This window comes from Rhodopirellula islandica, assembly GCF_001027925.1.
Classification (GTDB): domain Bacteria; phylum Planctomycetota; class Planctomycetia; order Pirellulales; family Pirellulaceae; genus Rhodopirellula; species Rhodopirellula islandica.
Map to the genome: position 1 here is coordinate 121,020 of NZ_LECT01000016.1, position 15,381 is coordinate 136,400.

Here is a 15,381-nt window from a genome sequence, read left to right on the forward strand (position 1 = left end):
GCCATCCATTCTCTCATCCGTGCGTTGTGCTACGGGCTCGCATACGACGTTGCTGAACCAACCGGTAGAGCCAGATCGCCACCATCAAAGCGATCACTCCTGTGCTGACCCAACTGAGCGGACCGGCGAGATCGCCGTAATTCTTACCGAGCCACCAGCCGATCACGGCCAACAGCGAGGTCCAAGCGACCGTCCCGACGGCGGTGTAAACGGAGAACTTGAAGGGGGGCATCTCTGCAAAGCCAGCGGGAACGCTGATCAACGTTCTCAAACCGGGAACCAAACGACACAAAAGCACGGCTGCGGCACCCCACTCTCCAAACCAACGATCGACCCGGTCAATGTCGTCACGGCTGATGGTCAGCCAGGCACCATGCTGATCCACCCACGCCGCCAAACGTTGTTTTCCGATTCGACGTGCGCCCCAGTACCACGCCCACGCCCCTGCAAAGGATCCAAGGCTACCGGAAATGACAACCGCGAGAAAAGAAGACTGTCCCTGGCTGACGGAGTACCCCGCCCAAGGCATCACCAACTCAGATGGAATGGGAGGGAACACGTTTTCCAGGAGCATCAACATTCCGACGCCGAACGCTCCAAACTGCTCCAAGACTGTTTCGATCCACTGATCCATGATTGATCAAATCCTCGCAAGTGACGTTTGTGTCAAAGGCCAATCTCTTGACCAGCCGAAAATCGCTCATGCAGCCAACGGCTGGTGGCAACCATCTTCAGCGTGACGCTCAACCGTGAGACGGAGATTGGTTTCTGCAGGAAATACACCCCAACGTACTGCCGTGCTCTCCGAGCGACTGCCTTGCTTGCCAGCGTGCTCGTCACAATCACCGGCATGGTTGCCACTCGCTGATCCTTTGACCTCCGCATTGCATCGACCAAATCAAAGCCACTCCAATTTGGCATTTCGATGTCGGTGATCACAGCGTTGAAAGCCCGCTTGGACAACCATTCGAATGCTTCGCGACCGTCGGAAGCCTGCACGCTTTCAACCTGCAGGTCACTCAAAACTCTTGAGATGATCGTTCGCATCACGGCGACATCGTCCACGACCAAAACATTTCCCATGCCAATCGTTGGTAGCGGCAGTTCCTGGGCAACCTTCCAATTCAGTTCAACCATCGCCCTGATCCTTCCTTCGATGATTGATCAGAAGAGCCGAACAGTCATACTCCAAGACACCGCCGGTCAGTTCAATGGCCGGCGACAACTGACTTGCGAGATCACTGGCCTTCAATCCCAAGGTGCCGAAGTTGGCCGCCTCGATGGTTGCTGCGGACGCTCCATACGCAACTCGTTGGATCCCTGCCAACCCGATTGCAGCCAGACACATCGGGCAGGGCTCGCCGGTTGAAACGATCCATAAACCTGACAGGTCCGGCCCCCGAAGCTTTTTGGCAGCCTTCCCGATGGCCAGAATCTCTGCATGGGCTGTCGGATCACAGCGTGTGACCACTTCGTTGTGAGCAACGGCGATTTGCCTTCCGTCCTCGGTGAAGACGCCAGCACCAAACGGATGCTCGCCGCTGGCCACTCCCTCGATCGTCACCGACACAACAGACTTCATCCACTGGCGAAGCATATCGCTGCGAACTGCCGAGGATGAAGACATGGAATTAGATCAATAAGAAAGGATGAAAGTTTGAAATCAAGGCGACGCAAGTGTCGTGCCGCGATCGACCGCCAGCTGCATACCGCTCGTGGACCCGGCGTTTTCCGCGGCGAAGCGTCCGGCGATGAAAATCAAACCTGATCCTCCCTCACAGGAGAACTTCAACTGAACAAATCATCACAATCAGCGGGACACATGATCGCGTTCAAACGAACGCGACAACGCTTGCGGATGTGAAATGATCTGCAATCGACCGCGTCGCACGAAAGGGAACCAAACACTACTTCCTGGGATCGTTCGCCGGCAAAGGCTCGTGCTTGGTCGGAGTGATCCCGCCCGGATGTTCGACGTAGATCTTCTCGCCGCATCGAGGGCAAGCCGGAACGCGATCATCCACCTGCTTCCCGCACCCGGGGCAAGGCGTGTGATTCAGAGGGGCGGTGTCTTGTTGAGTGTCGTTCATGACCATTGTCCGTGAGTGAAAGAATGCTGTGGGATCAATTCAGCCAAAACCCAGGCTGAACTGCCGCAGCGAAAGACGGCCGCGAAGGCATGCAATGAACCGTTTGCGTCCGCCTCTTCATCATCCGCAAGCGGCGAGCCAATCGTAACGGCATCACCTTTGGCCCGGCGTTTGCTTCCAAGTTTCTAGCAGTCTGATCTTCGCAGTCTGAATCGTTTCCTGTGCTTCGCTCGGACTCAGCCCGCGACGTTCGAAACCGAAGCACGCCTCCCCGAGAGCAGCCTGAACTTCTCATGAGCCAAAAATTCCAAGTCAACCAATACGTCACGTGGAACTATGGCAGCGGAACCGCCAAGGGACAGATCAAAGAGTCCCACAAAGAGAAGGTGACGAAGACCATCAAGGGCAATGAGGTCACACGAAACGCCAGCGACGAAACACCTGCCTATTTCATCGAACAGGAAGACGGCGACCATGTTTTGAAAAGCGAAACCGAGCTGGAGGACGCCTGAGCAACTCGGGTCTCCTAACGCAACGCAACATCCAGCGGCAAGAGTCCGCTACCAAAGATCCTCATCACAGAGTCCCATGAATCGCAAAGCAATCATCACCGGCGGCAGCACAGGCATTGGCCGCGCGACCGCTGTCGCCCTGGCTCAATCGGGGCATGACGTTGCAATCACCTACGCTCACAGCGAAGAAGACGCCCAGCGCACTGCCAAAATGGTGCAAGCAACAGGACGTTCGTGCGTGATCAAGCACTTGGATTTGACACATCCCGAAACCGCGAATCCAGTGGTTGATGAGATGGCCGACGAACTGGGTGGTTTGGACGTGTTCGTTAACAATGCCGGCATGATGGTCAACCAGACCATGCCAGATCTGGACGTTGCGACAGCACAGCGAATCTTCAACGTCAACACGATCGGTGCAACCTTGGCGATCCAGCGGGCCGTGCACCACATGTTGCCCGGTGGTTTGGACGGCGCCCCCAAAAGGACGCCTGGACGAATCATCGTCGTCACCAGCGTTCACGAAGCGATCGCCAGTCCAGTCGATACGCTGTACACCATGACCAAGCACGCTCTTGGCGGCCTGGTGAAATGTTTGGCATTGGATCTGACACCGCTCAACATCACGGTGAACTCCGTTGCCCCCGGTGAAATCGCGACACCAATGAACGACATGGATGCCGACGAGGCAAACAGCTCGCCGCGTGAGGCAATTCCCGTCCGCCGAGTCGGTCATCCCGATGAAGTCGCGGCCGTCATCAACTTCTTGGCTGGCGAGCAAGCGGGATTCATCACCGGAGCACGCTGGCCGATCGACGGAGGCTTCGAAGCCGCCGCACCACTCGCTGCCACCGCTTTTCGCGAAGACTACTTGGCTCCCTAGCGAACTCCCTCCCGCTCATCAATTCCCTCTCCCACAAACCCAAGAGATTAAAGCATGTCCACCACAACCACGACAAAAACTCCGTTCAAACGTGAGATCCTCGAGGACGAAACGAACCAGGAAGTGACTTCCTTGTTGCAACACAACCTGACGGATTTGATTGACCTTGCCCTGCTGATGAAACAAGCCCACTGGAACGTGGTGGGACAGAATTTCCGCAGCATTCACTTGCAACTCGATGAAATCATAGAAACGGTACGTGCCGGAAGCGATGAAGTCGCGGAACGGATCGTTACCTTGGGTGGACCTGCCGATGGGCGCAGTTCGACCGTCGTCGCGGAAAGCGAACTGGAAGAATACCCCGGCGGTTTCGTCAAAGTGAGCGAAACCATTGCGAAAGTCGCCGACGCACTGAAGCAAATGATTGACTCGCTTCGAAGTGCCATCGAAAAGCTCGGTGAACTGGACGCCATCAGTGAAGACATGCTGATTGCCCTGTCCGGGGAACTCGAGAAACATCTGTGGATGTTGCAAGCCCAAGAAGTCTGACCTGGCGTCCCGAGTCTTTGCTCGTTGAAAACGACTCACTTCCTTCGAAGTGAGTCCACCTCGTTTGAAGTTCACACATCGCTCTTGAAAGGAGCCCCACTATGTTAATTCCTATCATCGGCTGGATCATTTTCGGATTGATCGTTGGAGCCCTTGCTCGCCTCATCTATCCGGGTCGCCAAGACCTGGGAATGATCAAGACGACGCTGCTGGGCGTCGCAGGTTCGTTCGTCGGCGGATTCCTTGCCTTCCTACTATTCGGTGGGTCGGCCATGCAAGCGTCCGGATGGATCGGATCGATCATCGGTGCCGTCGCCGTGCTCGCCATCGCAACCCGCTGGAATCGGTCGCCTTCACAGACCCACATGCACTGATCCGCAAACGATTCGTGTGAAACGGATCGAATCACCGTTTCGAACTGCGAGAGGTTCCCACCTCTCGTTTTTTTGTGCGAAGGCATGATCTCAGGCATGTTGGCCTCCCATTTGCAACTCATGCCAGTCACGTAACTCGCCCCCGTTAGTAGGTACCAAGATGAACACTCAAAAGAAGCTGATTGAACTCATTCACGACTTCGACAATGCCATGCTCGTCACCAAGACCGATGATGGCGGGTTGGACGCTCGTCCGATGGCAATCGCCGAAGCGACCGACGACGGTCAACTCTGGTTTGTGACCAGTCGCAACTCAGGAAAGATCGCGGAATTGATGCTGGACCGTGACGTGGCGGTTACCCTGCAGGCGTCCAACAAATTCGTCACCTTGTCGGGGCAGTGCCGCGTCATCGATGACGCGGCCAAGCTGGACCAGCTTTGGAAAGAAGCCTGGAAGGTTTGGTTCCCCGAAGGCAAGAACGATCCCAACATCACCTTGCTCCGCGTCGAACCCGACCATGGAGAGTACTGGGACAACAGCGGCTTCACCGGAATCAAGTACTTGCTGCGTGCCGGGAAAGCGTACGTCCAGGGCGAACGTGCCGAAACGGACGAAAAAATCAACGCCAGCGTCTCGTTGTAAGCAGGTCGGCAGGAATGATCGGGCATAATCCTGTGAGCCGTTTGGGCGTTCGCCCCGGTTGGACAATCTTTGGTGTCGACGCAGCGTTTTCGTGGACAGTTTCTTGCCTGTCACCTCTCCCCCGACGAAGTTGGGGGAGAGGTCGGAGCGAGCGTTCAGCGAGATCCGGGTGAGGGGGCACGTGATGTGTGAAACGAGGCCAAAAAGGCGGTTTGCTGTGAATCGCCCCCTCACCCGAACAGGGGCTCCATCGGCCTGTTCGACCTCTCCCCCAGCAAAGCTGAGGGAGAGGTGACTTGTCGATGCGAGACAGAAACTTGCGCACACCAGAAGCGCTGTACCCCCAAAGATTGAACAGCCCAGGACAGCCCCCAATGCTTCTTTCGAATACAGAGGTTGAGCCGTCAATGAGGCTTCAACGCAGGTAGCATGTAGGATGGGCACTCTTGCCTTTTTGTACCCCACAACTTCTGGGAGCCGTTTGCGTTGTAAATGCAGGCGTTTTGAAGCCAAACATCCCTTGCCCAAGAACCATTAAGCAGGTACGCAGGTGTCATCGGGTATGTGAGCCGTTGGCGTTAGCCACGGTTTTCACGCACAACCGGGGCTAACGCCCAAACGGCTCACATGATTGTGCTTGATCATTCCTGCCGACCTGCTTCGTGTTCGATCAGCGGAGATGAGTGTTCCCTTGGCCGCTCTGGCGGAACACTAATCCACTCTGATCGGACACTAATCTTTGGTGTTTCGAGTTGTGGGGTATAAAAAGGCACTCTTGCCCGTCCAAGTTGCGGACGTCGGCCAAGAGTGGTCAACCTACTGCAAAATCGACTCGCCCTTTGCCAGCGGGCGGGGGTCGCAAGACGTCACGAACACGGCACTTCAAAATTGCATGACCTCTACACAGACCAGGAACAGCATGAGTGGTGAATCCTCATCCGATCGTTCGGCCTCGTCAGTCGAACACACGACCCGCCGTGGATTCATGGTGAGCACCGTTGCCATGGGAGCAGTGGCGGTGGCAGAGTCTGCAATCGCGGCACCAAGTCCGAAAGACGAGCCGATTCCAATCATCGATTGCCACATCCATCTCTTCGACGGGTCTCGTCCTCAGGGAGCGCCCTACGTTGGTCCGGGCGGTGACTCCCCCACCATTGCCATGCCAGCCGACTATCGGAAGCTGGCCGTTCCGTTGGGAATCACGGGTGCGATCAAGGTCGAAGCCAGCCCGTGGGTGGAAGACAACCTGTGGGCGCTTCAAGTCATGCAGTCGGACGACATGATGCTCGGGCTGGTCGGCAATCTGCAGCCGGAGAAACCGGACTTCGCCGAATTGTTGGTTCGCCACGCCAAGAACCCGTTGTTTCGTGGCATTCGGCACGGAACGCTGTGGGGCTACGATCTCCCGAAGATGGTCCAAGACGATGCATTCCTTCGAGGTATGCGTTTGCTGTCCGACCTGGATCTGTCGCTGGATGTTGCCAACCCGTCCGTGCCGTTGCTGGAAGCGGTCGTGAAGCTCAACGACAGCGTGCCGGATCTACGCATCATCATCGATCACCTGCCCCGGCTGGAACCCACCGCGGCCACTCAAACGGCTTACGACAATGTCCTGAGAGTTCTCCACCATCGAACGAACGTCTATGTCAAACTGTCGGGCGTGATTCATCGCATCGCTGGCAAGATCGTCAAGGACCTCGAGGTGCATCGCCCCAAACTAGATCGACTGATCGATGTGTTTGGAGACGACCGAATCCTGTTTGGCAGCGACTGGCCGAACAGCGACGGTGCTGCACCTCTGGATCAGATCGTGAGCATCGTCCAAGACCACTTCGCTGACAAACCGCGTGAACTCCAAGAAAAGTACTTCTGGAAGAACTCCCTCGCCGCTTACAAGTGGAAGGTGAACGAGGATCGCTGAAGCTGTTAGGCCGGGCCAACGCGCCACCTCGTGCGACTCCCCCGCTCGCCCCCGGGCTCCCGCCTGGGAACGCCATGCACCGCAGGCTCCCGCCTGCCGAATCAAACTCGCGAGGCAGGAGCCTCCAAGCCAGTGTGTCCCCAGGCAGAGCCTGGGAACAAGATCTCGCTTGCTCGTCCCCAGGCTCCCGCCTGGGAACGCCATGCACCGCAGGCTCCCGCCTGCCGAATCAGACTCGCGAGGCAGGAGCCTCCAAACCAGCGTGTCCCCAGGCAGAGCCTGGGAACAAGATCCACGCTCGTCCCCAGGCTCCCGCCTGGGAACGCCATGCGACGCAGGCTCCCGCCTGCCGAATCAAACTCGCGAGGCAGGAGCCTCCAAGCCAGCGTGTCCCCAGGCAGAGCCTGGGGACAAGAAGATTCCGCTAACATGGTGGGTGAAGTTAGCTCACCACCTCACTGCCATTCTTGCCCCGTCATCCCCTGAACATCTTGAATGAGAACCACTGCCTGCCTGTTGCTGGCCCTGCTGACCATGACGAACATCGCCCACTGCGACTGGAACCTGCATGTCGCGGCCGATGCGAGTGCCGGAGGAAAGGGAAGTCAGAAGCAACCATTTCGATCGCTGACCGAGGCACGCGACGCGATCCGTGCGGCCAGAGACTCCGGCGCGATACCAACGGACTCACCCGTGGTCGTTCACATCGGGGCTGGTACTTATCCTCTGGATCAGTCATTTGAGTTGACCAAGGCGGACAGCGGCACAGCAGAATCGCCTGTCGTCTATCGAGCGGTCCAGAGCGGTGCCGCCCAACTTCATGGCGGCATCCAACTGAAACCAGGTGACTTCCGATCGGTCACTGACGGCGAAATGGTGAAGCGGTTGGATCCTTCGGCACGCGAACTCGTGCGAGTTTGTGATCTTAAAAATTTCCCCGGGGAGTTCCAGGCATTCAGCGACGCATTCCGTGGCGTCTCGACCGGGCCTTGGCTGTACATCAACGGGCAACCGATGGAACTGGCTCGCTGGCCGAACAAGGACGCTGCGAATGGCGGTTGGGCGGGTTTCTCGAAAGTGATTGACACGGGCTTGCCACAACCCGATGCAAAGAACGAATCCTTGCGCAAGCCTCATCCGGGCTCATTTCAGTTTGAGAACACCCGTCCAAGCAAGTGGAACATCGACCAGGGTGTGTGGCTGCGAGGGTACTGGACACACGATTGGTTTGACGAAGTCATCCGCGTGGCCTCCTACGATCATTCAACGAAGGCAATTCGCTTGGCCAAACCGCACAACTACGGAATCATGGGCGGCACATGGGGCAAGGCAGAACGACGATTTCATGCGATCAATGTCTTCGAGGAACTCGATGCACCAGGCGAATGGTACCTCGACCGATCGCAGAAAAAGCTCTACGTCTACCCTCCGGCCGACTTTCAAAGTGCGAACATTGACTTGGCTGTCCTCGCCTCTCCGATGGTGAAAATGAGTGACACCCAGTATGTGACGCTCGAAGGTTTGACGTTGCAGTTCAGCTTCAGCGACGCGATGGTCTTGCGGAACGCGGAGCACGTCACGATCAAGAATTGCACAGTAGCGAATCACGCCCGTTCAGGAATTTCGATCGTTGGCAGTCACAACGAAGTCCGTTCCTGTCATCTGCACAACCTGGGAACGTCAGGCATCTCGGTCAACGGCGGTGATCGACGGACGCTCACGCCCGCCAACAATCGCATCGTCAACAACCACATCCATGACTATGCCAAATTCATTCGGACCTACCAGCCTGGCGTGAGTGTCCAGGGGTGTGGGCAAATCGTTCGCAACAACTTGATCCACGATGCCCCTCACAATGCGGTGACCTATGGCGGCAACGAACACTTGATCGAACGGAATGAGGTCCACCACGTTGTGATGGAAACAGGCGATTCGGGCGCGTTCTACACGGGACGTGATTGGACCAGTCGCGGCAATGTGCTACGACACAACTACATCCACGATCTGGGAGGTGGTGACGACAAGCACATCAACACGATGGGAATCTACCTGGACGACTGCGATTGCGGCGACACAATTGAAGGCAACGTGTTCTACCGAGCTGGTCGCGCGATCATGATTGGCGGCGGCCGCGACAACCCGGTCATCAACAATCTGATCATCGACTGCCCGATTGGATTGCACATGGATGCCCGCGGGATGACCTGGAAGCAGTGGAACAATCCCGACTACCCCAGTTGGCGTCTGGAAGCAAAGGCGGAGAAATTCGATTACCAGCATCCGCCTTGGAGCAACCGCTACCCACACCTCGCGAAGATCATGCAGGACTCGCCCCGGGAACCGCTCTACAATCCGATCCGTCGCAACATTTTTGTCGACGTTTCCAAGCAAGTCTGCAGCTTCGATGGAAACGTCAAGAAATTGCTCGATCAGTTTGAGATCTCTGACAACCTCGTTGTCAACACAACGGGAGCGTCCGAAGGGATTGCGACCGCGGCTGGCATCCAAGGGTTCACAAATCTTGGCGGTGTTGGAATCCCCTTTCCCGCTGGATTCAAAAATGCCACCCGCCAAGACTTCCAACTGCAATCGGACTCCAACATTTTGAAAGAGCTGCCGACCTTTGAGCGGATCCCCATGGATCAAATTGGTTTGCAGCCTGACCACTGAACTTTGCCTCGCCCCACAACCGAAACAACATTGGATCGAAGAATGCCTCGCACACTGACTCCCCTCCTGCTCGCGTGGATCATGATGGCGACAGTTGTCTCCGCGGAGACAACGTTGCAGGTCAGCAAAGATGGTCCGTTGCGAACGCTGGCGGAAGCCCGCGACGAGATCCGCAAGCGGCGAATGGAGACACCGAAGGAAGCATTTCGCGTGCTCGTGGGAGACGGTCGCTATGAAATCACCGAGCCACTGGCGTTTGAACTCGGCGATGGCAACGTGGTTTACGAAGCCGTCGCGGGAACCACCCCGGTGATCTCAGGAGGTCGACGCATCACGTCGCACTGGACGGAGGGAGAAGGTGGCATTTGGACCACTCAACTTCCTCCGGACTGGCTTTTTGAACAACTGTGGGTCAACGGCCAACGCGCTGTGAGAGCACGTGAACCCGACCACTTCTTTCACTATCTCGTTGCTTGCCGAGAACAGCCAATCGACGGTGGAAAGCGTGCCCAGCAAACGCTCTCGGTTCGTCCCGAGGACATCGTCGGCCTTGAAGGACTCACTCCAGAAGAGATTCGCCAGGTCCAAATACTCGCCTTTCACAAATGGGATACCACGCGTCGATTCCTCGACAGCGCCAACGTCGAGAATGGTCAATTGGTCACTTCCGGTCGGAAAATGAAGTCCTGGAACCCACTGACCCGCAACACCGGTTACATCCTGGAAAACTACCTCAAGGCTCTCGACGAACCCGGGGAGTTCTTTCTGGCGTCCGGAGGGCAACTCAGCTACCGACCGCGATCAGGCGAGTCCATGGATGACGCTGAGTTCATCGTCCCCGTTTGCGAGAAACTGGTCGTGATCCGGGGAGATTCCTCCCACGACAAGTTCGTTGAGGATCTCGAATTTCGTGGCATCGCGTTCCGCCACTGCGGAATGCTCACGCCTCGATCCGGGTTTGAGCCATCGCAAGCCGCCTCTCCGATCGAGGCTGCGATGCAGATCGATGGGACAAAAGGCGTTGTCTTGGATCACTGCGAAATTGGCCACACCGGTGGTTATGGCATCTGGTTCCGCAAGGGTTGCACGGAAGGAGTCCTCAAGCACAGCTTTGTGCACGACCTGGGCGCAGGAGGAGTGCGGGTCGGTGAAACAAGAATTGCAACCAATGAGTCGGAACGGACCCACGACATCGTTGTCGACAACAACATTGTCTACGACGCTGGGCATCTCTTTCCGTGTGCGGTGGGCGTTTGGATTGGCAACAGTGCCGACAACCATGTGACACACAACGAAATTGCCAACATGTACTACACCGGCATCTCCGTCGGTTGGCGGTGGGGATACGATCAAAGCCTGGCGAAGGGCAATCGGATCGAACACAACCACATTCACCATCTTGGCAAAGGCTGGCTCAGTGACATGGGCGGCATTTACACGCTTGGCCCGTCTGAAGGCACAGTCCTACGAGGAAATCGCATCCACGACATCGAGTCTTGGGGATACGGTGGCTGGGGGCTGTACAACGACGAGGGCAGCACTGGCATCTTGTTGGAAAACAATCTTGTCTATCGCACCAAGTCCGGTGGCTACCACCAACACTACGGTCGCGAAAATGTGATCCGCAACAACATCTTCGCCTTCGGTCGTGAGTATCAAGTTCGACGCAGCAGAGTTGAAAAGCATCTCTCCTTCACCTACCAGCAAAACATCATTCTGTGGGACTCCGAGAAATTGTTTCATGGCAATTGGGGTGACGATGGCGTTGAGATTGGTGGCAACTTGTATTGGCGAATGGGCAAGCCTGTCGACTTGAGCGAGGCCGACACCAGCGAGAATTCACTCATCGCTGATCCGTTGTTTGTCGATCCTGCGAAGGACGACTTCCGGTTTGCAGACACATCGATTGCCAAAAAGATTGGCTTCCAGCCGTTCGATGCGTCACAGGCTGGCGTTGATGGTGATGAGGCGTGGAAAGAACGAGCCAGGTCGTTGTCGATGCCAACGATGCAACAGGCCCCCGCCCCTCCGCCGCTGACCTTTCGAGAAGACTTTGAGTTCGGTGATCTTCCGGTTGGCTCATCTGTTTCTGCCACGCCGGACCTCGGTGGAATCCAGGTGATCGATTCGCCGCTCGCAAACAGCGGGAACAAGGTCTTGCAGTTCACCGACACCCCCGGTCAAAAGCATCGTTATTATCCGATGCTATCCATCCAACCCAAGCACAGCGACGGCACAACGAGTTGCAAGTTCGCCATCCGCCTCGGAAACAATGCGGTGTTCCAGCATGAATGGCGGGATTCCTCTCACCCCTACCAAAGCGGTCCCAGTTTGTGGTTCGAGAATGGCCAGCTTCGCTCCCCGAATCGTGTCCTGACGACACTCCCCGTCGACGAATGGATCCTCGTTGAGGTGACCGCCAAACTCGGAACAGACGCGGGCGAGTGGAGCGTTTCCGTATCAATCCCCCACCAGCAAACGCAAACATTTGACGGCTTGCCGCTCGTCAGCGACAAATGGAATCGTCTGGACTGGCTGGGCTTCGTGAGCCAAGCCGATGGCGATGCGGTGGTCCTCCTCGACGATCTCCAACTGACTCGAACGGAGTAACACCGTCCAAGTCCAAACGGTTCCTCGTCGTTTGCACCACCGCCTGCCAAGGGATGTCGTGATGTCACGACCAGCGAACGCGAAACAGGTCGGCAGGAGTCTTCCGGCATTGGGACTGTTTGGAAATGCGTGGTGGCTTCCACGTCCAACCGGGGCGAACGCTGAATGGCGATCAGCGTTGCGGTGATGCTCTTTCCCTGCGACCAACTGAGCTGCGGCGTGTCCTTCGTCCAACCGTCCGCGTAACGCTCACCGATGATCTTGCCATCGTATGCGACCACCAAGGCCCGAGTGTTCTGATCCTCTTGCGTCATCGCTCAATCCAGCGCGGCAGCGACTGCTTTGGAGTCAACGCCATCGGGAACCGGAACGGTCGCTCCGACATCCCCCATGGGCCACTCCTGTGTGGAAGGATCGGGCAGGTTTCGGGGAACTTGAACGGGTTCGAAGAAGACGTTTGTTTCGCCGCGCGGCAGAATCGTGCTGCTTTGGTCCCCGGTGTACCGAGCGCTGCGGGGCGGAGCATCGGGAGCCGTCACCGTGACGATCTTTCGAGCCTCATCGACCTGATACTCAAACTCAGGTTGCCAACCAAAGTATGAAAAAGGGGCGATGTCCTGCGCGATGACTTCCTCCGCGGTCCGCTGATAGTCGCGCCCCACCACCCACAGTCCAGAACAGAGATGGTGAGCGCAGATCGCGGCCCGAAACTCCATGTTCTCCTTGGGTTGAAGCGACTGTAGTGGATGGGGCATGTGGGCAACGGCATTCGCCTTTGTTTTTGGCAGCCACACGAGGCGCCAATTGAAGCTGCGTTTCAAAAATGTGTCATGGTTCCATACCCCCCTGCCGTCACTTTCGCTACACATCCTGGCTCACGTTGCCCCCGTCGCCATGACCCGAATCAACACGAACGTTTCGTCGTTGGTCGCCCAGAACCGCCTGGCGTCCAGCAACCATGATCTTCAGCAATCGCTAACTCGGTTGTCCACCGGCTTGCGAATCAATAGCGCCTCCGACAATCCCGCCGGCCTCTTGGCAAGCCAAGCTCTGCGAAGCGAGATCACTGGCCTGACCAAGGCGATCAGCAACACCACCCGAGCCAGCCAGATCATCAGCACCGCCGACAGCGCGCTCGGCCAAGTCAGCAATTTGCTCAATGACGTCCGAGGATTGGTGGTTGAGGCAGCCAACACGGGTGCATTGTCGGACGAGGAAATTGCCGCGAATCAATTGCAAATTGATTCGTCACTCGAGGCGATCAACCGAATCTCTCAAACAACGACGTTCCAAGGCAAAAAACTGCTCGATGGATCGCAAGAATTCATCAGTACATTGGACACGGTCCCCGGTGTGACCGACTTTTCGATCGACCAAGCGAATCTGGGCACCAGCGGCAAGATCGACGTGGAAGTCAATGTCAGTTCCGCGGCGGCCAAGGCGGAGATTTCCGTGGCCGCTGGAACCTTTGATCCGCCGCTCGATGGAGAAGCGGTCGCCACCAGCAAGCTGGAAACCAACACGTATTATCATGCGGTGCTCAATGACAGCGGCATCCGCATCACTGGCGACTTTGATTCCGTCCAATTTGTCGACGACGGCAACTTCAACAACATTCCTGCCGCATCAATCGCCGGCGGTGTTCTGACTTTGCTTTACGACTCCTACGATCAGCCTCATGCCATTGGTTTGAGCGCGTCAAGAATCAACGCTCTTCCCGGCATCGAAGCCCATTACGAGGGAGGCTATTCAGAGCACACCCAGCAAACTGGCGGTGTGACCCCAGTGCACGCCGGCCTGGAAGTTCGCCGTAGTGATGGTGGAAATATCGCGATCGCCTACACCGATGCGGATCAAGCCGCGACAACCGCCTCTTTCGATGAACAGACCAACACTGTCAACATCGCATTGGGAACGGACGAAACCGGGAAGGGGTTTGTCGACATCGCGCAACTGGTCAACGACCTCCCCTCGCTCTCCGGAGGTGCTGACCTAACCGCCACAGTCATCGACAGCGATGGGGAAGAAGCCACCGGATCATCGCAACGCTTGAACTTGACCGCCGCTGACCTCAGCACCAACCTCACGAACTTCCAACCCAAGCTGAAGGGTGACTTGATCTTCGAACTCAAAGGGAGTGCCGGCGGAGAAACCTTTCAATTTTCCGAGGGTGCCACCGCTCAACAGATTGCTGCCGCTGTGAACTTGGTCAGTGATTCAACCGGGGTGGTTGCGAGCATCGACGACGGTCTTCGTTTCACCAGTCAAAACTACGGCAGTGACGAATCCGTCGAAATCGAAGTGATCCGAGAAGGTGACGACGGCACATTCGAAAGCAACCTGAGCCAATCCCGAGGTCTCGGAAGCGACGTCGAAGCAACCGTCAACGGTGTGAAAGCCGGTGGAACTGGGAACAATCTTTCCATCAACACATCCGGCTTGGATTTGTCAGTGACCGTCGAGGAAGGCAGCAGCAGCAATTTCCAATTCAGCATCACAGGCGGTGGCGCCACCTTCCAACTCGGCCCCAATGCAACCAGCACCCAACGAGCGTCACTTGGAATCGGCAGCGTCTCCACCGGAAAACTGGGCGGCGCGTCAGGACGTCTCTACGAGTTGGGCAGTGGACAAGCCAAGTCGCTGACAAACGACGTGCAGGGTGCCGCCTCAATCATTGACGAGGTCATCAGCAAAGTCGTTGGCATGCGAGGCCGCCTAGGATCGTTCCAAAGTACCACACTCGAGAGCAACCTGGTGTCGCTTAATGAGACCAAAGCCAATTTGCAAGAAGCAGACTCCTCCATCCGCGATGCCGACTTCGCTCAAGAATCTGCCAACCTGACCCGAGCACAAATCTTGGTTCAATCAGGAACCAACGTGCTGTCGCTCGCCAACCAAAACCCACGGAATGTCCTGTCACTTCTTGGCTAAGCAGGTCGGCAGGATTGATCGGGCACAATCATGTGAGCCGTTTGGGCGTTAGCCCCGGTTGTACCTGGGAGCAACGACGCTTACCGAAACAGTCCAAATGCCGAAAGACTCCTGCCGACCTGCTTAGTGGTCTGTCAGGACTTGTTTTTAGGGTAGTGGACGAGGCCACGAGTCCTGAACTGGCGTCAAATCCAAGGA

At 56.7% G+C, this 15,381-nt stretch carries 14 protein-coding genes; 9 read left to right on the forward strand and 5 right to left on the reverse strand.

The features are described from left to right. Nucleotides 1–13 precede the first annotated feature (13 nt). The 4 genes from RISK_RS07485 to RISK_RS07500 form a co-directional block, all read right to left on the reverse strand. Nucleotides 14–634: a DedA family protein gene (locus RISK_RS07485; RefSeq protein ID WP_047813653.1), complete on the reverse strand. Its 621-nt coding sequence runs from the start codon at nt 632–634 to the stop codon at nt 14–16. A gap of 32 nt (nt 635–666) precedes the next feature. Beyond that, nucleotides 667–1,137 carry a response regulator gene (locus RISK_RS07490; RefSeq protein ID WP_047813654.1) on the reverse strand — a complete coding sequence of 157 codons (471 nt, stop codon included), beginning with the start codon at nt 1,135–1,137 and terminating at the stop codon, nt 667–669. Further along, entirely contained in the window at nt 1,130–1,627 is a 498-nt protein-coding gene (locus RISK_RS07495; protein ID WP_236696122.1) for a nucleoside deaminase, read from the reverse strand. Before RISK_RS07495 ends, RISK_RS07490 begins: the two co-directional genes overlap by 8 nt. Nucleotides 1,628–1,907: 280 nt before the next feature. After that, nucleotides 1,908–2,090 (reverse strand): zinc ribbon domain-containing protein, encoded by a 183-nt coding sequence (locus RISK_RS07500; RefSeq protein ID WP_047813819.1) that lies wholly within the window; start codon nt 2,088–2,090, stop codon nt 1,908–1,910. Between the two features lie 293 nt (nt 2,091–2,383). Between RISK_RS07500 and RISK_RS07505 the strand changes: the two genes are divergently transcribed. The 8 genes from RISK_RS07505 (at nt 2,384) to RISK_RS07540 (ending at nt 12,252) form a co-directional block, all read left to right on the forward strand. Continuing rightward, the gene (locus RISK_RS07505; RefSeq protein ID WP_047813820.1) at nt 2,384–2,602 is read left to right on the forward strand and encodes a hypervirulence associated TUDOR domain-containing protein; all 219 of its coding nucleotides are present in this window, start codon (nt 2,384–2,386) and stop codon (nt 2,600–2,602) included. A gap of 76 nt (nt 2,603–2,678) precedes the next feature. Then, a complete protein-coding gene (locus RISK_RS07510; RefSeq protein ID WP_047813655.1) occupies nt 2,679–3,485 on the forward strand; it encodes an SDR family oxidoreductase in 807 nt (268 codons plus the stop codon). A 54-nt stretch (nt 3,486–3,539) separates the two neighbouring features. Continuing rightward, nucleotides 3,540–4,034 carry a DNA starvation/stationary phase protection protein Dps gene (gene dps, locus RISK_RS07515; protein WP_047813656.1) on the forward strand — a complete coding sequence of 165 codons (495 nt, stop codon included), beginning with the start codon at nt 3,540–3,542 and terminating at the stop codon, nt 4,032–4,034. A 101-nt stretch (nt 4,035–4,135) separates the two neighbouring features. Next, on the forward strand, nt 4,136–4,408 hold the full coding sequence (locus tag RISK_RS07520; protein ID WP_047813657.1) for a GlsB/YeaQ/YmgE family stress response membrane protein: 273 nt from the start codon (nt 4,136–4,138) through the stop codon (nt 4,406–4,408). A 160-nt stretch (nt 4,409–4,568) separates the two neighbouring features. Beyond that, nucleotides 4,569–5,051, forward strand: coding sequence for a pyridoxamine 5'-phosphate oxidase family protein (locus tag RISK_RS07525; RefSeq protein WP_047813658.1), 483 nt, complete (start codon nt 4,569–4,571; stop codon nt 5,049–5,051). Between the two features lie 919 nt (nt 5,052–5,970). Next, a complete protein-coding gene (locus RISK_RS07530; RefSeq protein WP_236696123.1) occupies nt 5,971–6,972 on the forward strand; it encodes an amidohydrolase family protein in 1,002 nt (333 codons plus the stop codon). A 495-nt stretch (nt 6,973–7,467) separates the two neighbouring features. After that, nucleotides 7,468–9,642, forward strand: a complete 2,175-nt coding sequence (locus RISK_RS07535) for a right-handed parallel beta-helix repeat-containing protein (protein ID WP_047813659.1) — start codon at nt 7,468–7,470, stop codon at nt 9,640–9,642. 81 nt (nt 9,643–9,723) lie between these two features. Continuing rightward, nucleotides 9,724–12,252 (forward strand): right-handed parallel beta-helix repeat-containing protein, encoded by a 2,529-nt coding sequence (locus RISK_RS07540; protein WP_102017541.1) that lies wholly within the window; start codon nt 9,724–9,726, stop codon nt 12,250–12,252. 317 nt (nt 12,253–12,569) lie between these two features. Here the strand turns inward: RISK_RS07540 and RISK_RS07545 are convergent, their stop codons facing one another. Beyond that, nucleotides 12,570–13,007, reverse strand: a complete 438-nt coding sequence (locus RISK_RS07545) for a hypothetical protein (protein ID WP_150122514.1) — start codon at nt 13,005–13,007, stop codon at nt 12,570–12,572. 139 nt (nt 13,008–13,146) lie between these two features. Between RISK_RS07545 and RISK_RS07550 the strand changes: the two genes are divergently transcribed. Continuing rightward, nucleotides 13,147–15,183 (forward strand): flagellin, encoded by a 2,037-nt coding sequence (locus RISK_RS07550; RefSeq protein ID WP_047813661.1) that lies wholly within the window; start codon nt 13,147–13,149, stop codon nt 15,181–15,183. Nucleotides 15,184–15,381: the final 198 nt, after the last annotated feature.